General features: G+C 62.8%; 17 protein-coding genes. 5 read left to right on the forward strand and 12 right to left on the reverse strand.

Features of this window, described 5'->3' with window-relative positions:
* A partial coding sequence (locus ACR52_RS19615) for a non-ribosomal peptide synthetase (RefSeq protein WP_048728190.1) occupies positions 1-9163 on the reverse strand: 9163 nt, incomplete at its 3' end.
* A 209-nt stretch (positions 9164-9372) separates the two neighbouring features.
* Between ACR52_RS19615 and ACR52_RS19620 the strand changes: the two genes are divergently transcribed.
* Both ACR52_RS19620 and ACR52_RS19625 read left to right on the forward strand, forming a co-directional pair.
* Positions 9373-9624: a type II toxin-antitoxin system HicA family toxin gene (locus tag ACR52_RS19620; RefSeq protein WP_048728195.1), complete on the forward strand. Its 252-nt coding sequence runs from the start codon at positions 9373-9375 to the stop codon at positions 9622-9624.
* On the forward strand, positions 9621-9986 hold the full coding sequence (locus ACR52_RS19625; RefSeq protein ID WP_048728198.1) for a type II toxin-antitoxin system HicB family antitoxin: 366 nt from the start codon (positions 9621-9623) through the stop codon (positions 9984-9986). Before ACR52_RS19620 ends, ACR52_RS19625 begins: the two co-directional genes overlap by 4 nt.
* Here ACR52_RS19625 and ACR52_RS19630 read toward each other — a convergent pair whose 3' ends face one another.
* From ACR52_RS19630 to ACR52_RS19660, 7 genes are all read right to left on the reverse strand, one after another.
* Positions 9987-11159: an MFS transporter gene (locus ACR52_RS19630; RefSeq protein ID WP_048728201.1), complete on the reverse strand. Its 1173-nt coding sequence runs from the start codon at positions 11157-11159 to the stop codon at positions 9987-9989.
* Between the two features lie 28 nt (positions 11160-11187).
* Complete coding sequence (locus ACR52_RS19635) at positions 11188-12543, reverse strand: MATE family efflux transporter (RefSeq protein ID WP_048728205.1); 1356 nt, start codon at positions 12541-12543, stop codon at positions 11188-11190.
* A gap of 70 nt (positions 12544-12613) precedes the next feature.
* Positions 12614-13222, reverse strand: a complete 609-nt coding sequence (locus tag ACR52_RS19640) for an AAA family ATPase (protein WP_048728208.1) — start codon at positions 13220-13222, stop codon at positions 12614-12616.
* A gap of 3 nt (positions 13223-13225) precedes the next feature.
* Positions 13226-14269, reverse strand: a complete 1044-nt coding sequence (locus ACR52_RS19645) for an aliphatic amidase (protein WP_048728211.1) — start codon at positions 14267-14269, stop codon at positions 13226-13228.
* 10 nt (positions 14270-14279) lie between these two features.
* On the reverse strand, positions 14280-14627 hold the full coding sequence (locus ACR52_RS19650) for an FmdB family zinc ribbon protein (RefSeq protein WP_048728214.1): 348 nt from the start codon (positions 14625-14627) through the stop codon (positions 14280-14282).
* Between the two features lie 2 nt (positions 14628-14629).
* On the reverse strand, positions 14630-15859 hold the full coding sequence (gene fmdA / locus ACR52_RS19655) for a formamidase (RefSeq protein WP_048728217.1): 1230 nt from the start codon (positions 15857-15859) through the stop codon (positions 14630-14632).
* Positions 15860-15958: 99 nt separating this feature from the next.
* The gene (locus ACR52_RS19660) at positions 15959-16867 is read right to left on the reverse strand and encodes a LysR family transcriptional regulator (protein ID WP_048728994.1); all 909 of its coding nucleotides are present in this window, start codon (positions 16865-16867) and stop codon (positions 15959-15961) included.
* A 215-nt stretch (positions 16868-17082) separates the two neighbouring features.
* On the opposite strand from ACR52_RS19660, the gene ACR52_RS19665 reads away from it, so the two are divergent.
* Both ACR52_RS19665 and ACR52_RS19670 read left to right on the forward strand, forming a co-directional pair.
* Entirely contained in the window at positions 17083-17478 is a 396-nt protein-coding gene (locus ACR52_RS19665) for a helix-turn-helix domain-containing protein (protein WP_048728221.1), read from the forward strand.
* Between the two features lie 58 nt (positions 17479-17536).
* Positions 17537-20299 carry an ATP-binding protein gene (locus ACR52_RS19670; RefSeq protein ID WP_048728224.1) on the forward strand — a complete coding sequence of 921 codons (2763 nt, stop codon included), beginning with the start codon at positions 17537-17539 and terminating at the stop codon, positions 20297-20299.
* Here ACR52_RS19670 and ACR52_RS19675 read toward each other — a convergent pair.
* Positions 20246-21715 (reverse strand): winged helix-turn-helix domain-containing protein, encoded by a 1470-nt coding sequence (locus ACR52_RS19675; protein WP_408003346.1) that lies wholly within the window; start codon positions 21713-21715, stop codon positions 20246-20248. The genes ACR52_RS19670 and ACR52_RS19675 overlap by 54 nt on opposite strands.
* A gap of 149 nt (positions 21716-21864) precedes the next feature.
* Entirely contained in the window at positions 21865-22815 is a 951-nt protein-coding gene (locus tag ACR52_RS19680; RefSeq protein ID WP_048728227.1) for a GlxA family transcriptional regulator, read from the reverse strand.
* A 180-nt stretch (positions 22816-22995) separates the two neighbouring features.
* Between ACR52_RS19680 and ACR52_RS19685 the strand changes: the two genes are divergently transcribed.
* Positions 22996-23718: a pirin family protein gene (locus tag ACR52_RS19685; RefSeq protein WP_048728232.1), complete on the forward strand. Its 723-nt coding sequence runs from the start codon at positions 22996-22998 to the stop codon at positions 23716-23718.
* Between the two features lie 121 nt (positions 23719-23839).
* Here the strand turns inward: ACR52_RS19685 and ACR52_RS31815 are convergent, their stop codons facing one another.
* A complete protein-coding gene (locus ACR52_RS31815) occupies positions 23840-24448 on the reverse strand; it encodes a hypothetical protein (protein ID WP_161799309.1) in 609 nt (202 codons plus the stop codon).
* Entirely contained in the window at positions 24429-25433 is a 1005-nt protein-coding gene (locus ACR52_RS19695; RefSeq protein ID WP_048728236.1) for a quinone oxidoreductase family protein, read from the reverse strand. The genes ACR52_RS31815 and ACR52_RS19695 overlap by 20 nt, the downstream gene beginning before the upstream one ends.
* Between the last annotated feature and the right edge of the window lie 23 nt (positions 25434-25456).

A 25456-nucleotide genomic window follows, 5' to 3' on the forward strand; every position in this document is an offset into this window, starting at 1 on the left:
AGAAGCCGGCATCGGTCTGGTTCCACAGTTGAAGGATGTGTTGTTGCTCATCCTGACCCAGCAGGTTCAGTTGGCTGATGGGCTGCTGTTGGTCGGCAACCATCGCCTGCAACAGGTTCTGCCAGTGGTCGGCCATGCGTTCGATGGTCGCCGCGGCGAACAGGTCGGTGGCATAGCTCAACGATGCGCCCAATTGGTCACCAGACTCCTCGATATCCAGGGTCAGGTCGAAATGCGCGGCGCTTTCGTCCCAGCTCACCGGGCTCATGTCCAACTGCGCCAGGCGCTGCAAATGCTGGCTGGCCAGGCTGATGTGGTGGTTGAACACCACCTGGAACAATGGGCTCAAGCTGAGGCTGCGTTCAGGTTGCAGAGCCTCCACCAGTTGCTCGAACGGCAGGTCCTGATGGGCCTGGGCTTCCAGCGCGCGCTGTTTGACCTGCTGCAGCAACTGGGCAACGCTGGTCTGCTCGTCGATCTCGGCCTTGAGCACCTGGGTGTTGACGAAGAAGCCGATCAGCCGTTCGGTTTCAACGCGGTTGCGGTTGGCGATTGGGACGCCTACGCGGATATCCCGCTGGCCGCTGTAGCGATGCAACAACGCGTGGTAAGAGGCCAACAACAGCATGAACAGTGTCACACCTTCGCGCTGAGCCAAGACCTTGAGGCTATCGAGCAGTGGGGTCGGCAGCGCAATATACAAGCGCGCACCGCGATGGGACGGCACCGCCGGACGCTGCTGATCGAACGGCAACTCCAGCACCGGTTGCTCGCCACCGAGCAGTTCACGCCAGTAGTCGAGCTGGCGTGCCTTTTCACCGGCTTCCATCCAGTCGCGCTGCCATCTTGCGTAGTCGGCATACTGGATCGGCATCTCCGGCAATTGCAGCGACTGGCCTTGGCTGTAGGCCGTAAAGAGCTGCACCAGCTCATCGACCATCACCTGCATCGACCAACCGTCGGAGATGATGTGATGTTGCACCAGGACCAGCACATGCTCGTCTTTGGCCAGGCGCAGAAGACTCACACGCATCAGCGGCCCCTGGCGCAGATCGAACGGTTGAGCCACCAGCGCTTCAACCCTGGATTTGAGCTGCGCTTCATCGGTGAGCTCCGACACCAGTTCGATCCGCGCCTGTGGGCTGACCACTTGCACCGTGCGGTCGGCCTCTTGCTGAAAATGCGTGCGCAGACTGTCGTGGCGCGCCACCAGGGTATCGAAGGCACGTTGCAGGGCAGAACGGTCCAGCGGGCCTTTCAAGCGCAGCGCGCTGGGCACATGATAGGCCGAACTGTGCGGGTCCAACTGCCAGAGGAACCACTGGCGTTCCTGGGCATAGGACAGCAACAACGGCTGATCGCGATCCGCCGCCACCATTGCCGGCGCTGAAGCGCTCACGGCGGCCAGACTGCTGACAAAATCGCCAAGCACCGGGTGCTCAAACAGCGTCCTGAGTGCCACTTCGATACCCAGGCCATGACGCAACCGCGACACCACCTGCGTTGCGAGCAAAGAATGTCCACCCATTTCGAAGAAGTGATCGTTGAGCCCTACCCGCTCGGCGCCCAACACCTGGGCCCAGATGGCTGCGACGCGTTGCTGGGTCTCGGTGACGGGTGCAATCCAATCGGCCAGGGATTGGTTGACATCCGGCTTGGGCAGCGCGGCACGGTCCAGCTTGCCGTTGGGACTCAGTGGCAGGCGCTCCAGCAGGAGCAAATGCGCCGGCACCATGTAGTCCGGCAACGCTTGGCGCAACGTGGTCTTGAGCTGCGTGGGCAACTCGGCTTGCTGGGTGTGGGACAACGACTGGCTGGCCACGATGTAGCCGACCAACTGGTTGTCCGCGGCGATCACCAGCGCCTCGCGCACACTGGCCTGGGCCAGCAGACGCGCTTCGATTTCGCCCAATTCGATGCGGAAACCGCGAACCTTGACCTGGTGGTCGATTCGCCCCACGTACTCAATCATCCCATCGGCGCGATAGCGTGCCAGGTCACCAGTGCGGTACAGACGGCCGGTGCCGTCGCTGCAGAAGGGATCGGGAATGAAGCGATGGGCCGTCAGGTCCGGACGATTGAAGTAACCCCGCGCCAGTAACGGCCCGCCGATCACCAACTCGCCGGCGACACCTACTGGCACCGGGTTGAGGTTGGCATCCAGCAGGTAGATGGCACGGCCATCCAGCACTCGGCCAATCGGCATCATCGACGGCAAGGCTTCACGGCCATCGACATACGCGGCGCAGTCCAGGGCGGTGGCGGTCACCGTGGCTTCGGTAGGCCCGTAGGTGTTGAGCAGGCGCACATGCTGCAAGCCCGCTGCGCGCCAGGCATTGAGACCTTCGGGTGGCATGGCTTCGCCGCCAATGTGCAGTTGGCGCAAGCGCCCGTAGTCACGCGGGCCCAGACCTGCAAAGTCACGCACCAGCGACAGCCAATAGGCAGTGGTCAGGTCGACCACGCAAATATCGTGTTCAAGCAGTTGCCGGTAGAAGGTGTCGCTATCCCACAGTTCACCACCGCGCACCACCACCGCCGCACCGCAGCACAGCGCCGGGTAGAGCTGCTCGACAAAGCCATCGAAGTTGAACGTGCCGAATTGCAACACTCGGTCATCGGCTTTCAGCGCAAACAGTTCGGTGAATACCTCCACATGCCGTGCCAGGGATGCCAGGTCGATGCCCACACCTTTTGGCCTGCCGGTCGAACCGGAGGTGAACATGACGTAGGCCAGGTTGGCCGGCTGCGCCCTCGACGCGGGGTTTTCGGCGCTGTAATCGGCCAGCCAGTCTGCGCTGGTTTCCAGGCAGACAAGGGTCAGGTTCTCGCTAATCGGCAGATGCTCCACCAACGGCTGCTGGGTCAGCAGCAATTGCAGACCGCTGTCCTCGATCATGCATTGAAGGCGCTCGGCTGGGTATTTCGGGTCCAGCGGCACATAAGCACCACCGGACTTGAGCACCGCCAGCAGGCCGACGATCATCTCCAGGGAGCGGTCCACCGCAACGCCCACCAGGGTGTCGGCGCTGACGCCCAACTCGATCAGGCGATGGGCCAGGCGATTGGCGCGCACGTTGAGGTCGGCGTAGGTCATGCGCTGCTGATCCAGGATCAGCGCGATGTTTTCCGGGTGCAACGCCGCTTGTTCTTCAAAGCGCTGCAATACGCTGGCCGTGGCAGGTAGAGCGACACCCCGCGGGTTCCAGTCTTGGAGCACGCGGGTGTATTCATGGTCCAGTAGCAAGGGGACGGCACCCACGGCTTGCTCGGGCGCATGGATAAAGTGCTGCAGCAAGCCCTGCAGGTAGGCGCCGATGTGCTGCACGGTGTCAGTGGCGAAATCCGCACGCAGGTATTCCAGGTGCAGGCTCAGGCGCTCGCCGCCGTGCACGGTAAGTGTCAACGGGTAGTTAGTGCGCTCCTGATGACTGACGCTGCTGAAACGCAAACCGCCCTCGCCCGACTGCTCTAGAGTCTTGGCCACCGGGAAGTTTTCGAACACGACCAGCGTGTCAAATAACGCCTCGCCGGCAGAACCGGCCCAGCGCTGGATATCAAACAGCGGCGTGTGTTCATGTTCGCGCATTTCCAGGTTCAGTGCCTGTACGCTTCGCACCCAGTCGCTGACGCTTTGCGCCGGGCTGGCGGCGGCAATCAGCGGCAAGGTGTTGATGAACAGGCCGACTTGCTGCTCGACATTCGCAAGCTCTGCCGGGCGCCCGGATACCGTCACCCCACAGGCGACGCTGGACTGGCCGGTGTAGCGCTGCAGCAGCAACAGCCACGCCGATTGCACCAGGGTGTTGAGCGTCACTTGGTGTGCACAGGCGAAGGCCACCAGGCGCTGAGTCTGGATAGCATCCCACTCACAGAGGACTTCACCATATTCAGTGGCACTGTGAGCTGTGCTCTTGGCCACACTGCGCGCCAGGTGCGTCGGCTCGTCCAACTGCGCCAGGCGCTGGCGCCAGAAGACTTCGCCCAACGCCGGGTCCTGCCGTTGCAACCAGGCGATATGCTCGGAAAACGCCGCGCCAACCGGCGGTAGGGCCTGACCCTTGCAGGCCTGCAACACTTCATTGAGGACCAGGGCATTACTCCAGCCATCCATCAGGATGTGATGGCTGGTATAGATCAAGTGCCAGCGGTCTTCACGCGTACGTACCAACGCCACCCGCAGCAACGGCGGACGCGCCAGCTCGAAGCCCTCGCGATGGTACTCGGCGGCCAGGCTGTCGAGGGCAACGGTAAGGTCCTGACGCCCACGCCAGTCGTATTCGGTGAACGGCAAGCTGACCTGGCGATGCACCACTTGCAGGGCCTGGCCCTGGTCGTCCTGCCAGACAAACCCGGTGCGCAAAATGTCATGCCGTGCCAGCACTTGCTCCCAGGCGCGCTGAAAAACTGCCACGTCCAGCCCCTGCACATCGGCGCGCAGCTGGCTGACGTAGATGTCATCCTCGTCCTGCTGGTAGAGGCTATGGAACAGCATGCCCTGTTGCATCGGCGACAGCGGGTACAGGTCCTGCACCTCCCGTGCGGGCAGTGCCAAGTCCTCCAGCTGGGGTTGGGTCAGATGTGCCAGGGTCACGTCGGACGGTGTCAGGCCGCCATGTTTCGGGTCGACGCAATGAGCGATCAGCGCCAGCAGTTCCTGCTGGAAATCATCCGCCAGGCGCTGGACAGTCGCCACGTCGAACATCTCACGGCTGAAGCCCCACTGCAGGGCCAGTTCACCGCCGTACACCTGCCCTTCCACAGTCAGCCAGTTGGCCAGCGGCGCCTCCGGGTCCTGGGCCTGCCCACTGCTCTGGGTGGAGGGAACAAACAGCGCCGATTCGTCGAACTGGCGGTCAAACTGGCCCAGGTAGTTGAAGGTGATGCGCGGCGCGGCCAGGCCGGCGAGGGAATCACGGGCGTGCGGCGTGCCAAGGTAGCGCAGCAGGCCGTAGCCCAGGCCTTTGTCGGGCACGGCGCGCAGTTGTTCCTTGACCGATTTGATCGCCGCCGACAGGTCGCCATCGGCTTGCAAACGCACCGGAAACAGGCTGGTGAACCAACCGACGGTGCGCGTCAGGTCGACCGCGTCGAACAGGTCTTCGCGGCCATGGCCTTCCAGTTGGATCAGCGCTGCCGCTTGACCACTCCAGCGGCTGACCACGCGTGCCAGCGCGGTCAGCAACACGTCGTTGACCTGGGTGCGGTAGGCCGCCGGCGCGTCTTGCAGCAGTTGCCGGGTTTGCTCGGCGTTGAGGCGAAGGTCGATCTTGCTGCCCAGGCGGTTTTGCAGGCCGCCTTCGGGGTGGTCACACGGCAACTCGGCGTCGCTGGACTGCGCCTGCCAGTACGGCAGCTGGTCGTCGAGGGTGTGCGCATGGGTTTGCAACTGTTGCGCCCAGTGCTGATAGGCGCTCGTCTTGGCCGGCAGTGGCGCGCCGCGGTAAGCCTGTTGCAGGTCTTCGAGCAGGATGCGCCAGGACACGCCGTCCACTGCCAGGTGATGGACCACCAACAGCAAACGTTGAGTGCCATCGGCCATGGCGACCAGCGCCGCGCGCAACAGCGGGCCTTGTTCCAGGTCGAGACTGCGTTGAGCCTCATCACACAGCGCTGCCAGTTCAGCATCGGTTGTCGCGTGAGATTGCCACAGCGACGGCTCGGTGACAGGGGCAGCATGGGTTTGTTGCCAGCCATCAGCCTGCTGCGTGAAGCGCAGGCGCAGGGCGTCGTGATGGTTGATCAATCGCGTCAAGGCCGCCTCCAGCCGTGCAGGCACCAACGCCTCGCGCGGGGTCAGCAGCAACGACTGGTTCCACCGGTGACGCGCCGGGATCGCTTGCTCGAAAAAGCCTTGTTGCACCGGGGTCAGGATCACCTCGCCGGTGACCGGGCCTTGGTCGATAACCGTGGCCTGCGCAAAACTTGCCACGAGCGCGAGACTGCGCACGCTCTGGTACTGAAACAGGTCGCGCGGGCTGAGACGAATCCCCGCCTGGCGCGCGCGGCTGACCACCTGGATCGAGATGATCGAGTCGCCGCCCAGTTCAAAAAAGTTGTCTTCCAGGCCGACCTGTTCGACGCCGAGCACGTCGCTCCAGATCGCCGCCAAGGCTTTTTGCAGGGCATTTTCCGGGGCGATAAAAGCCTGTTGCGGCGCGGCATCCGGCAGCGGCAAGGCCTTGCGGTCGAGCTTGCCGTTGGCGGTCACCGGCAGTTTGGCCAGGGGCACCATATGGGTCGGCACCATGTACTCCGGCAGACTGCTGAGCAGCCAGGCCTTGAGGTCGGTCGGTGCTTCGTCTTCCAGTACGAGGTACGCCACCAGCTGTTTGCCGCCCTGCACCAGCACCACCGCTTCGCGCACGGACGGGTGTTGCATCAGGCGGGTTTCGATTTCGCCCAGCTCGATGCGCAAGCCGCGCAGCTTGACCTGGTGGTCGAGACGACCGAGGTATTCGATCACGCCATCGGCGCGTTGGCGCACGCGGTCGCCGCTGCGGTACAGGCGCTCACCGTTAACGAACGGGCTCGGTACAAAACGTTCGGCGGTTAATGCCGGGCGACGGTGGTAACTGCGCGCCAGCCCGGTGCCGCCAAGGTACAGCTCGCCGGATACGCCGGCCGGCACCGGGTTGAGCTGGGCGTCCAGCACGTAGGTGCCGAGGTTGGCGATCGGGCGGCCGATGGGCACGCTGTCGGCGCCTTCGTCGACGCAGGTCCAGTGGGTGACGTCGATAGCGGCTTCGGTCGGACCGTAGAGGTTGTACAGGGAGGCGTTCGGCAGCTTGGTGAATACCTGGTTTTGCGCATCCAGCGGCAACGCTTCGCCGCTGCATACGATGCGCTTGAGGCTGGCGCAGGCCTGCACGCCCGGCTCATGGATAAACGCCTGGAGCATCGACGGCACGAAGTGCAAGGTAGTGATGGCGTGCTGGCCGATGGTTTCGATCAGGCGCGCCGGTTCGCGGTGCTCGCCGGGGGCAGCCACCACCAAACGTGCGCCGGTCATCAGGGGCCAGAAGAACTCCCAGACCGAAACATCAAAGCTGAACGGGGTTTTCTGCAGCACGGCGTCGCTGGCAGCCAGGCCGTAGGCCTGTTGCATCCAGCACAGGCGGTTGACCAACGCGCGATGGCTGTTGCCGGCGCCCTTGGGTTTGCCGGTGGACCCGGAGGTGTAGATCACGTAGGCGAGGTTCAGCGCGCCAAGAGTGACCTTGGGCGATTCGCTGCTGTAGCCGTCGAGCCAGCCCGCCACCTGGTCCAGGGCAACCACCCGAATGCCTTCGGTGGGCAGCAATGACAGCAGGCTGTGCTGGCTGAGCAGCAGCGCGATGCCGCTGTCTTCGATCATGTAGGCCAGGCGTTCCCGGGGGTATTCAGGGTCCAGCGGCACGTAGGCGCCGCCGGCCTTGAGAATGGCCAACAGGCCGATCACCATTTCAAGCGAGCGCTCGACGCAGATGCCCACCAGCGTATCGGGGCCAACGCCCTGCTCGCGCAACGCATGGGCCAGTTGGTTGGCGCGCGCGTCGAGTTGGGCGTAGGTCAATGTGGTCGCGCCGAACACCAGCGCCGGGGCATCTGGCGTGCGTTGCACCTGGTCTTCGATCAGGTGATGAATACCGCGCTCGGTTGGGTACGCCTCGGCGGTCTGGTTCCAGGCGTGAACCAGCATGTGTTGCTCGTCGGCGGCCAGCATCGGCAACTCACCCACGCGCTGTTCGCCATCGGCCACCATAGCCTGCAACAGGCTGATCCAGTGACGCGCCATGCGCTCGATGGACGGGGCATCGAACAGGTCGTTGGCATAGGTCAGCGCGGCGTGCAGCGTGCCGGATTTTTCATAGGTGTCGAGGGTCAGGTCGAACTGGGTGGTGCGGCCTTGCCACTCCACCAGCGCCAGCTCAAGGCCGGAGGCGGTACTGACGCTCGCAATGTCAGCCACGACCGGCTGGTGGTTGTACATCACCTGGAACAACGGCGTATGGCTCAGGCTGCGCTCGACCTTGAGGGCTTCCACGAGGCGTTCGAACGGCAACTCCTGATGGTCCTGGGCGCCGAGGGCGTGCTCCTTGATGCCTTGCAGCAGTTCAGCGACGCGGGTCTGCCCGGTCAGCTCGGTGCGCAGCACCTGGGTGTTGACGAAGAAGCCGATCAGCCCTTCGACTTCACTGCGGTTGCGGTTGGCGATGGGCACGCCGATGCGGATATCGCCCTGGCCGGTGTAGCGATGCAGCAACACGTTGAACGCGCCGAGCAACAGCATGAACAGGGTGACGTTATGCTTTTGCGCGCACCTGCGCAGTTGCACGGCCAGCGCCGGGTCGATCGCAAAGTTATGGCGGGTGCCCTGGTAGCTGGGCATGGCCGGGCGCGGGTGATCGGTGGGCAGTTCCAATACCGGGTGCTCATCGCCCAGGCGAGCCTGCCAGTACTCCAGTTGGCGGGCCTGCTCGCCCGCTTCGAGCCAGCGGCGCTGCCACAGGGCGTAGTCGCTGTACTGGATCGGTAGCGGTGGCAGTTGCGGCGCTTCGTTGCGTTCGTGGGCGTCGTAAAAGCGGATGAACTCATCGATCAGCACGTTCATCGACCAGCCATCGGAGACGATGTGGTGCAAGGTCAGCAGCAGCACGTGTTCCTGTTCATCCAGCTTGAGCAGTTGTACCCGCAGCAGCGGGCCGTTCTCCAGGTCGAACGGCAGCAGCGATTGACGGGTCGCGGCCTCGTTGACGGCCTGCTCGCGCGCAGCGGTGTCCAGGGCGCTGAAATCCAGCTGCTCGACGAGCAACGACGGCTCGACGGCGACCTGCAATAGGCGCTCGTCGGCCTGGCGCTGGAACACCGTGCGCAAGGTTTCATGGCGCGCTACCAGGCTGGCGAACGCGTGCTCCATCGCGCTTGAATTCAACGCGCCCTTAAGCCGCACCGCGCCCGGCAGGTTGTAGGCGCCGCTGGCCGGGTCCAGTTGCCAGAGAAACCACATGCGCTGCTGCGCGTAGGACAGCGCCTGGCGATCCTGTGCTTCTACCCCTGCCGGAATCGGAAACCGCGAAAAATCCACCCCTTCCTTCTGCAAGGCCTGCAGGAACAGCTGGCGTTTTTCCAGAGGCAACCCGATAAACCGGCGAGCAAGTTTCAAGGAGTCTTCAGCATTCATTTCTTGGAGTCCGGAGCAATAGGCGGGAAGCACAAAGGCACGTCGTCCCTATAAAACGAACCGGAGAGGGAAAAATTAGCGGGGGGTGGGAGACGCAGAGCGAGGTGTCATCAAGGGTTACATCAATCTCAGGAAGGACACCTGAACTCGGGCTAGCATTGACGCAGACCACTTTTTGCAACTACATTTAGTTACACGCAGGGAACGCCGTGTCCAAAAATGAAAAGCTGCTCGCCAAACTGCTCAACCAGCACATGGCATTTACCTGGCCCGAGCTCGTCACACTGCTGCACCGGCTGGGCTACACACAGATCGAAGGGGCTGGAAGCCGCGTCAAGTTCGACATAGGCGACCCCAGTGCAATGATCACCCTGCACAAGCCTCACCCCGGCAATGAACTGAAACATTACATTCGGCGCCAGATCATCGAGCAATTGAAATCAGGAGACCTGATTCAGTGAACAACCAACTGAAACATAAAGGCTACATTGGCTCTATCGAGGCCAGCATCGAAGACGACTGCCTGTTCGGCAAAATCCTGTTCATCAAGGCATTGGTCAGCTACGAGGGGAAAACCGTCGCCGAACTCGACGCGGCCTTCCGCGAGGCGGTGGACGACTATCTCGCGACTTGCCAGAGCCTGGGTCAAACACCGGAAAAACCTTGCAAAGGTTCTTTTAATGTCCGGGTCGGGCATGACTTGCATCTGGCTGCAGCCCTGGCGGCGACCCGTAAAAAAGTGACGCTCAATGACCTGACTCGCCAGGCGCTGAATGAGTTTTTGCAGCATCACTGCCCAGACCCAAGCCCGGCGATTGGCTGACTAGCCTAACCGCCGGTATCCCAGCACCGCCGACCCCAACACCACACTCCCCGCCGCCAGCGCCACCCAAAACCCGCTGGCCGCGCCAAAGTGATCGATCATCCAACCGGAGCTGGCGGCGCCGATGGCCACACCGATGCTCAAGCCGGTGATCAGCCAGGTCATGCCTTCGGTCAGGCGGCTCGGCGGGACGATCTGCTCCACCAGGGCCATCGACACGATCAACGTCGGTGCGAAGAACAGGCCGGAGATAAAGATCGCCGCCGCCAGCCCGGGAATATGGGTCACCAGCAGCAGCGGCAAGGTGGTCAATGCCGTGGCCACGCCGCAGAACAGAAACTGCCTGGGCAACGGCGCCTTGAGCTTGAGCGTGCCAAATGCCAGACCCGCCAGGCACGAACCGATGGCGTACACCGACAGCACAATGCTCGCCGCCGCCGGTTGGCCCTGGTGCTGGGCAAAGGCCACGCTGACCACATCCACCACGCCGACGATCACGCCCATGGCCAGCAGCAGAATCATCAGGATCAGCACCGAAGGCGACGCGATCAGCCAGCGGCCGTGATGGTCATGGTGTTCATGCACCGGTGGTTCGGTTTCGCGTTGCAACACAAAGAGGGTGACCCCCACTGCCAGCAACAGCGCGGCCAACAAAGGCCCGGCCTCCGGGAACAACACTACGCTCAGGCCGACTGAAATCGGCGGGCCGATGATAAAGCACACCTCGTCCAGCACCGATTCCAGGGCAAACGCGGTTTGCAGCTTGGGCTGGCCGCGGTACAACTCGGTCCAGCGCGCCCGGACCATGGCCGACATACTCGGCATGCAACCGGCCAGGGCGGCGAACAGGAACAACGTCCAGTTCGGCGCCTGCAAACGGGTGCACAGCAGCAACATCAACAACGCCCCGCCACCGATCAGCGCGGCGATCGGCAGCACCCGGCCCTGGCTGTGCCGGTCAACCAGCCGTGATACCTGCGGCGCACAAAACGCCGTGGCCAGGGCAAACACCGCCGCTACCGAACCGGCCAGGCCGTAGCCGCCATGCACCTGCGAGAGCATGGTGATCAGGCCGATACCGGTCATGGAGATCGGCATGCGTGCAAGCATGCCTGCCAATACAAAAGCCCGGGCGCCCGGGGCATGGAATAACTCGGCGTAGGGGTTTGCCATGACTAAAAAACCTTCTTTCCTTGATTTATCACACCAACCGCTTGATCTGCTTATGCCGCCAAACCAACCGGTAATACGCGGTCTGCAACACCAGCATCGCCAGGTACGTCACCGGAAACGCCATCCAGACCCCTTCCAGGCCGAAGTGCGCGTTGAACAGGTAAGCCATCGGCAGTTCCACGCACAGCACGCAAAAGATCGAGATCGCCACCGGCATCAGCACCACACCGCTGGCCCGCATGATCCCGCCGATCACAGCCTGGAACCCGAACACCAGGATGCTCCACAGCATGATGTGCAACAGGTGTTCGGCGTTGACCCGTGCTGCGTCGTCGGTGATGAACAGGCCCAGCAGCCAGTGGGATAACAGATAACCGAGCAGGATCAGGCCACCGGTCAGGCACATATTGATCAACAGCCCGGTGCGCAGGATCGGCCCGATGCGCTCCAGGCGCCCGGCGCCAATCGCCTGGGCACCCAGGATCGAGGCAGTGATGGCAATCGACAGTGCCGGAAACTGTACGTAGTTGACGATCTGCGTCACCGCGCCATAAGCGGCCGTGGCCTGGGAACCGTGGCTGTTGACCAGGGCGAGGATGACCAATTCCGACAGCGATAACACCACCATCTGTAAGCCGGTAGGCAGGCCGATGCGCAGGACCTTGCCGAGAATCGCGCGGTCCAGGCGCAGGGCCGCGAGCAGTTCACGGTCCGGTGCCATCACATGGTTTTTGTGGCGCAGGCGCAGGATCAAAAACAGCATCGCCAAGGCGTTACCCACCAACCCTGCGTACACCGCGCTCTGGATGCCCATCGGCGGCAGGCCGATCCAGCCGCGAATCAGCGCGGGAGTCAGCAGCAAGCCCACCACGGTCGAAACCATCAGCGCCAGCAGCGGCGAAATCGTGTCACTGACGCCTCGTAGCAGCTGGGTATAGAGGATGAACACCAACAACAGCGGCATGATCAGCATCATCACTTGGGCATAGCCCACCGCATCGTCGAGCACGTCCACCGGCGTCCCCAACGCCTGCAAGGCCGGGCGGGCAAACAGGCTGCCCAGCACCGCTGCGATCAAGCCCACCAGCGCACCCAGGGTCAGCGTGGCACCGGTAATCGCCTTGACCAGCCCGGTCTCCTGGGCCCCCCAGGCCTGGCCGATCAGCACCGACGCGCCCGCGCCCAGGCCAATCACCAGGGCAATAAAGAAGAACACAATGGGGAACATCCCCGACACCGCCGCCAGCGCCTGGGTGCCGAGCATTTGCCCGACATAGATGCCATTGAGCGTGCCGGAAAAACTCTGCAGGAAGTTGGACAGCACCATCGGTGCCAGGAAGATCAGGTAGACCTGCCACAACGGGCGTTGCAAAGGGCTTTGCATGAAAAACGGGGCCTCGGATAGCAAAAGCGTCCGAGGGTTATACCGTAATTGGATCCTATCTTGCTGCGCTTTATCCGTTCACTGGCTCAACGACCAAGCAAGCATGACGCACCGTCGCCCGCAGACGCTGGGCATCGTTGTGCAACAGGCACTCGGCAATCGCCGGCTCCAATTCCACCCGCAAACGTCGACCCAACGCCCACGCGCCAAACCGCACATCGTGCTGGCGGCACAGCCACGCCCGCGCCTGCGCATCCACGGTTAACGAACGCTGGTGCAACGCCAGGCGTTGATTGAGTTTGCCGAGTTCGACCTCCAGCAACGCCTCCAGCCACTGAGCGTCGATGGGCTGGAACGTCAGGATACGGTCGATACGGTTCAGAAACTCCGGTTCGAAGTGAGCGTGCAGCGCGTCTTCCAGCACGGCCGCTTCGCCCCGCGCAAACACCCGCAGCAGGCGGCGCCAACCCTGGGCGAACCGCAGGCGATGACGGCGCGCCTGGTGCGCGCCGATATTGCTGGTCATGAAGATCAGGCTGTTGCGAAAGTCCAGGGTGCGCTCGCCGATATCGGCCTTGACCACCTTGAGCAAGCCTTCAACCTGCGCCAGCGCAGCGTCCTGGCCGAAAATACGGCTGCGCAAGGCCATGACCTGGGCCGGTTCGAAGGTAAAACGCATGCCCTACCCCGCGCTTTTTTCTTGGCCACCATGGGGCAGTTGCCCCACCGGGCAATCGGCGACGCCCACGGTGTTGCGGGTGAATGCCTCGACATTCTCCTGGGCCTTTTGCGCGTCCAGCACCCAGGTGCGGTAGAACTCGAACGGGCAGTCGGCCAAGCCCTTATCGCCATCGCCCGAGGCATGCATGCCGGTATATCCCCGGTGCAACAGCTTGAACAGATGGTTCTGTGACTGGTCGTTGGCTCGCGCATCACGGATCTGCGACACCGACAGCTGGGCGTATTGAATTCCCATCTCCTCCTCGCCACACTCCCCCAGCGTGCGCCCGTCAAACCCGATGATCGCCGAGTGGCCGAAGTACGAATACACCCCGTCGAACCCCGCCGCATTCGCCACCGCCACATAGCAATTATTCGCCCAGGCCATGCTCTTGGACATCTGCACCTGCTGCTCCTTGGCCGGGTACATATAGCCCTGGCAGCGCACGATCAGCTCCGCGCCTTTCATCGCGCAATCGCGCCAGATCTCGGGGTAGTTGCCGTCATCGCAGATGATCAGGCTGACCTTCATGCCCTTGGGCCCGTCGCACACATAGGTACGATCACCGGGGTACCAACCCTCGATGGGGCACCAGGGAATGCACTTGCGATAACGCTGCACGATTTCGCCGAGGTTGTTGATCAGCACCAGCGTGTTATAGGGCGCCTTGTGCGGATGCTCTTCGTGGCGCTCGCCAGTCAACGAAAAAACGCCCCACGTATTGGCCTGGCGGCAGGCCGCCGAGAAGATCGCGGTCTCCTCGCCGGGAATGCTCGCTGCGGTGGCCATCATCTCGTCGTGGTCGTACATGATGCCCATGGTGCTGTATTCCGGGAACACCACCAGGTCCATGCCCGGCAGGCCCTGCTTCATGCCGACGATAATCTCGGCAATCTTCTTCGCGTTTTCGATGACCTCGGCCTTGCTGTGCAGGCGCGGCATCTTGTAGTTCACCACCGCGACACCGACGGTGTCCGGGCTGCTGGAAATGTCGCCATGACGCATAACAACGCTCCTAGTGACTGATCATCCACGGCCGTGGCCCGGTCCTGGTCTTGAGGCCCAGCGGGTTGGCCTTGCTCGGCACCACCTTTTTGCTGGTGCCGCAGCAACTGCATCCCGCCGGATGTCGACGGTTCTCCTGGTATTCGCCAACGGTTTGCGGCGCATGGGCGCTACGTTCGTTGCCGGCGATGGCCTTGCGCTGGTTGGCTGAAAGCGTTTGCAGCGCCGGGGCCGACACCATGAGCTGCCCGCCTGCCCCCGCGCAGTAAGGGCATTGGCTCGGTTCGTGGCGCTGGGCGATCGGGCGCAGCAGGGTGAAAGTGCCGCACGCCACGCAGGCGTATTCGTAGGTCGGCATGGCTAGAGGTCCGGGGCGATGGGCAGGTCGATGCTGCCGTCGAGGAATTTGGTCGGGCCGTTGGCGTTGGGGTTGATGTCGAACTCGAAGATTTCCGTGGGCAACCACAAGGTCGCGCAGGCGTTGGGGATGTCCACCACGCCGCTGATATGCCCTTGCACCGGCGCCGAGCCGAGCAGCGCATAGCCCTGGGCCGGCGAGTAGCCGAACTTGGTCAGGTAGTTGATCGCATTCAGACACGCCTGGCGGTAGGCGACGTTGACGTCCAGGTAGTGCTGCTGGCCCTGCTCGTCCACCGAGATGCCTTCGAAGATCAGGTAGTTCTTGTAGTTCGGCGTGATCGGGCTTGGCTTGAACACCGGGTTCTTGATGCCGTACTTGGCCATGCCACCCTTGATCAACTCGACTTTCATGTGCACCCAGCCGGCCATTTCGATGGCGCCGCAAAAGGTGATTTCGCCGTCGCCCTGGCTGAAGTGCAGGTCGCCTACCGACAGTCCCGCGCCGTTGACATACACCGGGAAGAAGATCTTCGAACCCCGGGACAAATCCTTGATATCGCAGTTGCCGCCGTGCTCACGCGGCGGCACGGTGCGTGCGCCGGTGGCGGCGGCAGCGTCACGGGCCTGGCCCTTGAGCTTGCCCATGTGCGCAGTGGCGGCCAGCGGTGCGTTGGCCAACGGCGGAACGCGGGTGGGGTTGGTGTCGATCAGTTCCTGTTCGCGGCGGTTCCAATCGGCAAGCATCACTGGGTCGGGCAGGCAGCCGATCAGGCCGGGGTGGATCAGACCGGCGAAATTCACCCCCGGAATGTGCCGCGAACTGGTGAACATGCCCTTGAAATCCCAGATCGCTTTTTGCGCGCTGGGGAAATGATCGGTGAGGAAACCGCCGCCATTCTGCCGCGAGAAAAAGCCGTTGAAGCCCCACTGGGAATCGGCCTTGGCACCGATATCGAGCAAATCCACCACCAGCAGGTCACCCGGCTCGGCACCGTGCACGCCCACCGGGCCCGACAGGTAATGCACGGTGGACAGGTCCACATCGCGCACATCGCTGGCGTCGTCGTTGTTCTTGATCGCGCCGGCGGTCCAGTCGTAGGTCTCCAGGATGAAATCGTCGCCCGGCTTCACCCAGCAGGCCATCGGGATATCCGGGTGCCAGCGGTTATGGATGTTTTCGTTTTCGGTGACGGGCTGGTTGAGGTCGACTTTGATCAGCGTTTCGGTCATGGGCTGGCTCCTGGACGGATGACGGGGTGCGTTCAATCCAGTCTCAGGGGGCCAGCTAAATCGGGGAATACGTTGGATGACGTATGGGGTGGCTGCCCCTCAAAGCTGCCGCGCCATATGCTCCGCAATTCGCCCCCGCAACCAACGCTCCGCCGGATCGTTGTCATGCACCCCGCTCCACACCATCGACAACTCCGCCGCATCGATCGCAAACGGTGGGTCTTCGGCGCGTAACGCGGTGCCTTCGGTCAACGCACACGCGGCATAGTCGGGCACAGTCGCAATGATCTGCGTGCCGGCCAGCAACGCGCGCAACCCGCTGAACTGCGGCACTGCCAACACCACCCGCCGCGCCCGGCCGATGCGCGCCAGGTCCTGGTCGATATTGCCGCTCAAGTCCCCCGAAAACGACACCATCGCATGGGGCCGTTCGCAGTAATCATCCAGGGTCAACGGCGCTATGCCGTCATCACCACGCAGTACCTTGCACGGAATATCCCGCAGTTTCTTGCGCTTGGCGTTCGCCGGCAATTCCGTGATGTAGCTCACCCCCACCGTGATCTCGCCGCTGGCCAACAGCGACGACATCAACAGGTAATTGGCCCGGCGAACCACCACGATAATGCCGGGTGCCTCTTCGCGCAGCTGGCTGAGCAAGGGCGGAAACAGGCCGAACTCGGCGTCGTCAGACAGGCCAATGCGAAATACCGCGCAACTAGTGGAAGGGTCGAAATCCTTGGCGCGGCTGACCGCGCTTGAAATGGTGTCCATGGCCGGTTGCAACTCCTTGAGTATCGCCACGGCGCGGGCCGTAGGTTCCATGCCCCGCCCGTTGCGCAGCAGCAACGGGTCGTCGAACAAGTCACGCAAGCGCCCCAACGCCGCGCTCACCGCCGGCTGGCCCATAAACAGCTTTTCGGCGACCCGGGTCAGGTTCTTTTCGAACATCAGCGCTTCAAAAATCACCAGTAGGTTCATGTCGACGCGGCGCAGGTCGTTGCGGTTCATGGCGATATCCAAACGGTTAGCAATAAGCCAGATAACCACGCGCACAGCCATCGGGATTGCACGTCTGTGCTGTCTTTTTTCGACGTTTTTCAATGCTGCAGCTGGCAAAATTAACAACGATTAACTCGTCAGCCAGGCGGCCAAGCGCCAAGAATGAAGCGGTCTACACTGCATCCATTCACCGGGAACGCTCCCATCGACTGCGGATATTCGTCATGGCCCGACTCGAGTACTGTGCTCCTCGCTTATCCGCTACCGGCGGCCTATGCCCCCGGCGCGAGCGTATCGCCAAGCAATTGATCCTCGCCAACCTCGGCGAAAGCCTGGCGATTGCCGACCTGGCACAGGCCTGCGCCCTGTCACGCAGCCATTTTTCCCGCGCCTTCAAATGCACCACCGGGCTTTCGCCACAGGAATGGATTCGCCAGCAGCGCATCCAGCGTGCCAAGGAACTGATCACCGGCTCCGCCCTGAGCCTCACGCAAATCAGCCTGGAGTGCGGTTTCTGCGACCAGGCACACTTCTGCCATATGTTCACCCGCAGCGAAGGTGTCAACCCGATGACCTGGAGAAACCACCAAATGCGTCACAAGCAAGTGATTGCGGCCTAGTGGTCGCTACGCGCCTGGAATATGCTGGCCGAACCCCTGTCCCAGAGCATGTGCCCCCATGAGTGACGTCAGCGATCAGGCCGTGCATTTCGGCCCGTACCGCATCCACCCGCACCAACGCCTGGTGCTGGAGGCGGGTCGCCCATTGCGCCTGGGAAGGCGCGCGGTGGACATTCTGCTGATCCTGCTGGAACAGGCCGGCAATGTGGTGAGCAAGCAGGAACTGATCGCGCGGGTCTGGCCGAAAAGCGTGGTGGAAGACGGCAACCTGCGGGTACATATGGCGGCGTTGCGCAAGGCGCTGGGCGATGGCCAGGCCGGGCAGCGCTATATCGTCACTGTGGCCCAGCGCGGCTACAGTTTTGTGGCGCCACTGAGCATCGAACCGATGAGCGTTCCAACCGACGGCGCGCCCCACAGCCAGGGCCATAACCTGCCAGTGCGCAGTACGCGGATGATTGGCCGCCAGGCGTTGATTGACGCCCTGGTGCAGCAATTGCCGCAGCAACGTTTTATCACCCTGACCGGCGCCGGTGGCATCGGCAAGACCACCGTCGCCCTGCGCGTCGCAGAATTGCTGATCGGCCATTACCGCGACGGCATTCGTCTGCTCGACCTGGCGCCCCTCAGCGCGCCGGCGATGATCCTGCCCAACCTCGCCGCCCTGCTCGACCTCACTGCCACCGACCATGAGCCGCTGGCCACGTTCGCCCGCAGCTTGCACGAGCGTCAGTTGCTGCTGGTGATCGACAACTGTGAACACCTGCTCGACGACATCGCCCTGATCAGTGAAACCCTGCTGCGCCATGCGCCCAAGCTGCACATCCTCGCCACCAGCCGCGAAGCCCTGCGCGCTGAGGGCGAGCACGTGCAACGTCTGGAACCCTTGGCCTGCCCGCCCGCCACCGGCAACCGCGCCCAGGCCTTGGGCTACCCGGCGCTGCAATTGCTGATAGAGCGGGCCATGTCCCATCAGGACCATTTTGAACTCAGCGAAGCCGAACTGCCGTTGGCGATTGATATCTGCCAGCGCCTGGACGGCATTCCCCTGGCAATCGAATTGGCCGCTGCGCAGATCGAGCGCTTTGGCTTGTCGGGCTTGCTGGTGCAGTTGGAAGACAACTTCCGCCTGCTGACCCGTGACCGGTGCAGTGCGCTGCCCCGTCAGCAAACCCTGCGTGCCACGCTGGACTGGAGTTTCGACCTGCTCACACCTTGCGAACAAATCTGCCTGCGCCGGCTGGCGGTGTTTCGGGGTGGATTCAGCTTGGCCAGTGCGGCGGCGGTGATTGCCGGGGAGCAGGTCGCTCCGGCCGAAGTACTCGGTTCGATTACTCAACTGGTGGCCAAGTCCCTACTCAATGTTGAGCCCGGCGATGAAGAAGTGGTCTACCGCCTGCTGGACATCACCCGCTCCTACGCACTGGAAAAACTCAGCGGCGCCGCCGAACTCGCCGCCACCCGTGAACGCCACGCAGCGCGCTGCCTGGCGCTGATGGAGCAGGCGCAGGACGATTGGGAGTTGACCGCGACGCAGGTCTGGATTGACCGCTACGCACCGCTGCGCGAAGACATCCGCGCCGCCCTCGATTGGGGCCTCGGCGACCAGGCCGCGCACCTGGTGGGCATCCGCCTGACGGTCAGCGCGATGCCGCTGTGGCAGGAGCTGTCACTGTTGCGTGAGCATGGGCTTTACGTGGGCAAGGCGTTGGCCCTGATGCAGCAGTCGAGCGCACCGTGCACGCAGTTGACGATGCAACTGCAATTGGCCCTGGGCAGTCTTTCCTATCATGCCCAGGGCGGCGCGCCCCAGACCATCGCCGCGTTTACCGGTGCCCTGCAGTTGGCCGAAGCGCGCCAGGATGTCGCGGGCCAACTGCGCGCGGTCTCCGGGCACATGGCGGTCAACCTGTGTGCCGGACACTATCGCGAAGCGTTGGGCCACAGCGTGCATTTTGATCGACTCGACCCGCGTACCGATCCGCTGCTGGATTTGAGTGCCCAGCGTCTGCGGGTTCTGGCACAGCATTACGCGGGGCATCAGGCGTTGGCCCTGCACAATGCCGAACAAGTGATCCAACGTATGGCGCACAGCGGCCATCTCAACCGGTTTACCCATCGATTCGGCGTGCAATATGACCAGAGTGTTGCCGCGCTCACCGTACTGGCGCGCATCCTTTGGCTGCAGGGTTTTCCCGAGCGCGCCTGGCGCACCGCCCGCCAGGCGCTGGACTTGGCGCTGCAGATCAACCATGGCACCTCCATCTGCTACACCCTGGCCCTGGCCGGCGTGGTGATCGCCCGCTACAACGGCGATACGGCCTCGGCGCGTTCGCTGCTGGAGCTGTTGTTGCAACAAGCGCAAAAACATTCGGTGCAGCTGTTTCTCACGTGGGCCCGGCACTACGAAGGTACGGCGCAGCCGGAAGATTTGCTGGGGCTGGGCCTGGTCAAGGATATCCTCGTGACCTTCAGTGCGGCCGAGGTGGATGAACCTATGTTTGAGCGTGCCAAAGGCGGCGCGGCCGGCTGGTGCGCACCAGAGATTCTGCGGGTGTGGGCTGAAACGCTGCAGGATGCCCAAGCGGCTGAAGCCCTGCTGCTGGAGGCGCTGGGCCTGGCCCATCAGCAAGGCGCCCTTGCGTGGGAGTTGCGCAGTGCAACGGCATTGGCGCGGTTGTGGCAGGGTCAGGGCCGAGTGGAGGCCGCCCGCGAACTGTTGAGTTCAGTCTACGGGCGATTTACCGAAGGCTTTGCCACCCAGGATCTACTCCGCGTACGCCGCCTGCTCGACGAGTTGCAAGACAAACGACCGGCCTGAAAACGGCCCCAGGTAATGCCCATAACCCTGCTGTAAACGCGCCACCTGCAATGGGTCGCGCAGCTGTGCCAGGGCGTAGCTGCGCACGCTATTGAGCAGCCGATAACGCGCAGGACCGAGGCCGGGCTCTACCACCAGCAGCGAAGTGTTAACCAGTCGTGCGAGCAGGTAAGGCAAATCGGCGTGCTCCAGTTCCGTGCCCGCGATCAGCCCGCGCAAGGTGGGCAGGGTCACCGCCATCTTGAACAACCCCAGTTGCAGGAACAGCCAGCGCTCCGGCAGGCTCAAGCGTTCGTACGTCCAACCCAGCGCAGCGGCCAGGGATTGGTGGCGCTCGACCGCCGTGCGGCGGCCACGGGTCAGCAGTTGCAAGCCACCGCGCAACTGCGCCTGCACGCCATGCACGCCGAGGGCGTCAACCTGGGCTGCTGCCAGTTCGAGGGCCAGGGGAATGCCGTCGAGGCGTCGGCAGATGTCACGCAGCGGCGCAAGGTCCTGGGGCCGCAGCACAAAACCCTGCTGACCGGCACGCACGCGCGCGACAAACAACTGCACTGCCGGGTACGCCATCGCCTGCTCGACATCGCCCCAGGCGGATGGTATCGGCAGTGCCAGCCTGGGCACGCGCTGTACCCATTCACCCGGCAACTGCAACGTTTCACGGCTGCTCAAAAGCACCGTCACCTGGGGTGCCTTCTGGCGCAGCGTGCGCACCAGATGGCGGCAGGCGGCGAGCAACAGGTCGGCACCGTCAAGCACCAGCAGCAGGTGGCGCGAGGCTAATTGGTTACCCAGTTCATGGGTGTTGCTGCACGGGGCAATTTCGAGGGTCCTGGCCAGATGACGGAGCATCGTCAGCGGCGCCTCTACCGTCGCCAGGTCCACCCACCACACACCATCGCGGTAGCGCGGCAGCACGCGCTCTGCGAGCGCCTGGGCCAGTTTGCTTTTGCCGACGCCAGCGCAACCGGTGAGGGTCATCAGGCGTTGCCCGGACAGGCGGCGTACCAAGGCACCCAGCAGCTCATCGCGGCCAATCAACGGGCTAAGCCGGGTCGCGAGGTTGTGCCGGGTTGGCGCGGCCGGTACCGCGCCTGTCACCGGTGCGGCGAAGCAGTAGCCCCGCTGTGGCTCATTGAGGATGTAGTGCTGCCCACCCAACGCACGGCGCAGAGCCGCGATGTGCACGCGCAGGTTGTTCTCTTCCACCACGCTGCACGGCCAGACGTGGGCGATCAGGGTGTCCTTGCTGAAAAACTGCCCAGGCACTTCCAGCAGCACCGCCAGGATATCCAGCGCACGTCCACCCAACGGCACCGGCCAGCCAGCCTTGCTGACCAGGCGTTGCTGCCGATGAAAGACATAAGGGCCGAAGCGCACCGCGCCATCGGCATCCACCGCGTGAAGGTCGCTCATACCTGTCAAAGCGCTGAAACACCCGACCTTGGGCGTCCGCGCATCCTTTTCCATGGGCATGACGTTATCTTGCCAGCTACCCGTGACAGGACAATGCTGGCACTGGGAGCATCACGGACATTCAGGTGTGCAAGACGGACATACGCGCGTTAACTGAACTGCTGACGGTATTGGGTGGGGTTCAGGCCGAGCTTGTCACTGAACAGAAAGCGCATATGCCGCACGCTGCCGAAGCCTGCGTGGAAGGCCACGGTCTTGAGCGGCAGGTCGGTGCTTTCCAGCAGATGCCGGGCGCGGTCAATGCGCGCGCCCTGCAGGAAGGCCATGGGCGTCATGCCAACCTCCTTGGCGAACGACCGCGCAAAGTGCCGCGCGCTCATGCTGGCCAGGTCCGCCATGGAATCAATGCTGAACGGCTGTCCCAGATGCTCCAGCACATGGTTCTGCACCCGCGTGATCGCGGTTTCCTGGGGCGCCACGGCAGCGGTCATCGGGCTGAACTGGGCTTGACCGCCCTGGCGCTTCATCACCACCAACAGCACCTTGGCCACGTCCACCGCCACCTGTTTGCCATGGTCCTGGGCGACGATGGAGAGCGCCAGGTCGATGCCCGCAGTGACGCCGCCCGAGGTGATCAAGCGGCCGTCCTGCAGGTAGATGCGATCCGTTTCGACGATGGCCTTGGGAAAGGCTTTGATCAGGCGGTCGGTGTAATGCCAGTGGGTGGTCACGCGCTGGCCGTCGAGCAGCCCCGCATGCCCCAGCACAAAGGCCCCGGTGCAGATCGAACCGAAGCGTCGCGCTTTTGGCGCTGCGGCATTGAGCCAGGGCAGCAGGTCGGGATGGCATTCGTTATAGGCGCCGGGGCCACCGGGCACCAGCAGCAAGTCATACGGGTCATGGGCCTGGTCCAGCAGCAGGTCGGGCTGCACCATCACGCCATTGGACGCGCGCAGCGGGCCGGGCTCGGTGCCAAGGGTGAGGATCCGGTAATGATCCGCCGCAGACAGGTAGCGGTTGGCAATTGAAAACACTTCAAGCGGCCCCGCCATGTCGAGCAGGAGGAAGTCCGGAAACAGCGCCATGGCCACGGTTTTCATAGAGGAAGACGTCCATCAAGTAGGAATGCGTTGCGCATTATGCCATGCCTTATATTGTCCACCCATATGAGACAGTTATTCAGTTTTCACATTATTAATGAATATTTTGATAACCAGTAACCTTCATCTCAACGCAAGAGCACTGCATCTCGCAGCCCGCTCTCACTTGAGGACAAGACCATGCTGACCCTTCGCAAAGCTTCCGAACGCGGCGCCGCCAATCACGGTTGGTTGAAGTCGTTTCACACCTTCTCGTTCGCCAACTACTGGAACCCCGACGAACAGGGCTTTTCCGACCTGCTGGTGATCAACGATGACCGCGTCGCCGCCGGTAAAGGCTTCGGCCAGCACCCGCACCGCGACATGGAGATTTTCTCCTACGTGCTCGAAGGCGCCCTGGAACACAAGGACACCCTGGGCACCGGCTCGGTGATTCGCCCTGGCGATGTGCAACTGATGAGCGCCGGCAGCGGCGTGGCCCACAGCGAGTTCAACCACAGCCAGAGCCGTGGTGTGCATTTCCTGCAAATCTGGATCGTGCCGAGTGTGGCGGGCGCCGAGCCACGCTATCAGCAGGAACACTTCAGCGAAGCGCAGAAACGTGGGCGCTTGCAGTTGATCATCTCGCCGGACGGTGCCGAGGGTTCGTTGAACGTACGCCAGGATGCGCGGGTATATGCCGGGCTGTTCAACGGCGACGAAAGCGCCACGCTGGCATTGCCACCGGAGCGTCACGTGTACATCCACGTTGCCCGGGGCAGCGTTGAAATCAACGGCCAGCGCCTGCAGGAAGGTGACGGTGCCCGAGTGCGCGATGAGCAGCGTATCCACCTGAGCCACGGTGAAGACGCTGAGGTGCTGGTGTTCGACCTGCGCCCTCAGGAACGGCCGCAGATGCCATGACCGCCCCATTGATGGCCCGCGAAACGGGCCATCGCTGGCATCGATAGTCACCATCAGCGCAATGAAGTTCTCTTAAAAAAAGCAACGCGTAACATCAACCCCATACCCGGCAACACCCAAACTAAAACACTCGGAGCACACCCTCATGAAACGCCAAATCTTGCTTAGCCTCGCTTTCTCGGTACTCGCTGCAAACGCTTTCGCCCACCCGGTTGTCGCTGAAGGTGGCGCGGACCGCCTGATGGAAAATCGTGTTGCCGAAGGCGGTGCTGATCGCCTGCTGGAACGTCGTGTAGCCGAAGGCGGTGCTGATCGCCTGCTGGAACGTCGTGTAGCTGAAGGCGGTGCTGATCGTCTGCTGGAACGTCGTGTAGCTGAAGGCGGTGCTGATCGCCTGCTGGAACGTCGTGTAGCCGAAGGCGGTGCTGATCGTCTGCAAGAACGTCGTGTAGCTGAAGGCGGTGCTGATCGCCTGCTGGAACGTCGTGTAGCCGAAGGCGGTGCTGATCGTCTGCAAGAACGTCGTGTAGCCGAAGGCGGTGCTGATCGTCTGCAAGAACGTGGTCTCGCTGAAGGCGGTGCTGATCGCCTGCTGGAACGTCGTGTAGCTGAAGGCGGTGCTGATCGTCTGCAGGGCAACAACGCATAACCCCGCATTGTTCGCGGGGCACCCCAAACCGGCCTGATCAGCCGGTTTTTTTCCGTCTGCGTTAAACCGGTTCTCGGTCAACCCACAGCACGGCCTTGCCGATCTGTTGCCGCGCTTCGATGCGTTCATGCACCTGCTTCACCGTCTCCAGGGTGTAATGCCCTTCGATCTCCACCGTCAGCGACCCCTCCAGCATCGCCGCGAATACCGCATTGGCACGCCGCTGCACAGTCGGGCCATCGGCCATATGGTCGGCCAAGCGGGGCCGGGTCAAACACAGTGAGCCCGCCTCGCCCAGTTCAATCGGGTCCAGGTCGGTGATCGAACCCGAGACATTGCCGTAATTGACGATCAAACCGCGCGTGCGGCACGCCCGGAAACTGTCGCGCAACGTAGCTTTGCCGAGCGAATCGAAGACCACGTCCACCCCCTGCCCGCCGGTTGCCTCCAACACGCGGTCGACAAACCCGCCCTCGTCGTACGTCCAGGCCTGATGAGCACCACGCTGCAACGCAATCGCGCATTTTTCAGGCGTGCTGCCGGTGGTCAACACCGTCGCGCCCAATCGACGGGCCATCTGCACCAGTAACTGCCCAATGCTGCCGGACGCGGCGTGAACCAGGCAGGTACTGCCGGCGTGCAAACGCGCGACATCGTCAATCAGGTAGTGCGCGGTGCAGCCCTGAAACATCGCCGCAGCCGCCTGATCGAAACCAATGGCATTGGGAATCTGGGCGACTTTTTCAGCTGGCACATTGGCGTACTCGGCATAGGCGCCCCAGGCGATGCACCAGGCTACCCGATCACCCACGTTCAAATGGCTGACGCCGGCGCCCACTTCCACCACCACGCCGGCACCTTCCATGCCCAGGGTGCATGGCAACCGCACCGGGTACGTCACCGAGTGGGCGTACTTGCCCTGGCGCGTGTGAATGTCCATGAAATTGATACCGGCGCAGGCCACCTTGACCAGCACATGCCCCGGAGTGACCTGGGGCTTGGGCACATCGTGGCGCAGTTGGGCGACTTCGGGGCCGCCGTAGGTTTGCAGGGTGATGGCTTTCATAGGGAAACAACTCCGTTTGCACT

Source organism: Pseudomonas fildesensis (assembly GCF_001050345.1).
GTDB classification, from domain to species: domain Bacteria; phylum Pseudomonadota; class Gammaproteobacteria; order Pseudomonadales; family Pseudomonadaceae; genus Aquipseudomonas; species Aquipseudomonas fildesensis.

Bases quoted from the DNA above. Each gene is read 5' to 3' on its own strand.
- ACR52_RS19630 (WP_048728201.1), bottom strand. From the start codon at position 11,159: ATGGCAAACCCCTACGCCGAGTTATTCCATGCCCCGGGCGCCCGGGCT.
- ACR52_RS19635 (WP_048728205.1), bottom strand. From the start codon at position 12,543: ATGCAAAGCCCTTTGCAACGCCCGTTGTGGCAGGTCTACCTGATCTTC.
- ACR52_RS19640 (WP_048728208.1), bottom strand. From the start codon at position 13,222: ATGCGTTTTACCTTCGAACCGGCCCAGGTCATGGCCTTGCGCAGCCGT.
- ACR52_RS19645 (WP_048728211.1), bottom strand. From the start codon at position 14,269: ATGCGTCATGGCGACATTTCCAGCAGCCCGGACACCGTCGGTGTCGCG.
- ACR52_RS19650 (WP_048728214.1), bottom strand. From the start codon at position 14,627: ATGCCGACCTACGAATACGCCTGCGTGGCGTGCGGCACTTTCACCCTG.
- fmdA (WP_048728217.1), bottom strand. From the start codon at position 15,859: ATGACCGAAACGCTGATCAAAGTCGACCTCAACCAGCCCGTCACCGAA.
- ACR52_RS19660 (WP_048728994.1), bottom strand. From the start codon at position 16,867: ATGAACCGCAACGACCTGCGCCGCGTCGACATGAACCTACTGGTGATT.
- ACR52_RS19665 (WP_048728221.1), top strand. From the start codon at position 17,083: ATGGCCCGACTCGAGTACTGTGCTCCTCGCTTATCCGCTACCGGCGGC.
- ACR52_RS19670 (WP_048728224.1), top strand. From the start codon at position 17,537: ATGAGTGACGTCAGCGATCAGGCCGTGCATTTCGGCCCGTACCGCATC.
- ACR52_RS19675 (WP_408003346.1), bottom strand. From the start codon at position 21,715: ATGAGCGACCTTCACGCGGTGGATGCCGATGGCGCGGTGCGCTTCGGC.
- ACR52_RS19680 (WP_048728227.1), bottom strand. From the start codon at position 22,815: ATGAAAACCGTGGCCATGGCGCTGTTTCCGGACTTCCTCCTGCTCGAC.
- ACR52_RS19685 (WP_048728232.1), top strand. From the start codon at position 22,996: ATGCTGACCCTTCGCAAAGCTTCCGAACGCGGCGCCGCCAATCACGGT.
- ACR52_RS19695 (WP_048728236.1), bottom strand. From the start codon at position 25,433: ATGAAAGCCATCACCCTGCAAACCTACGGCGGCCCCGAAGTCGCCCAA.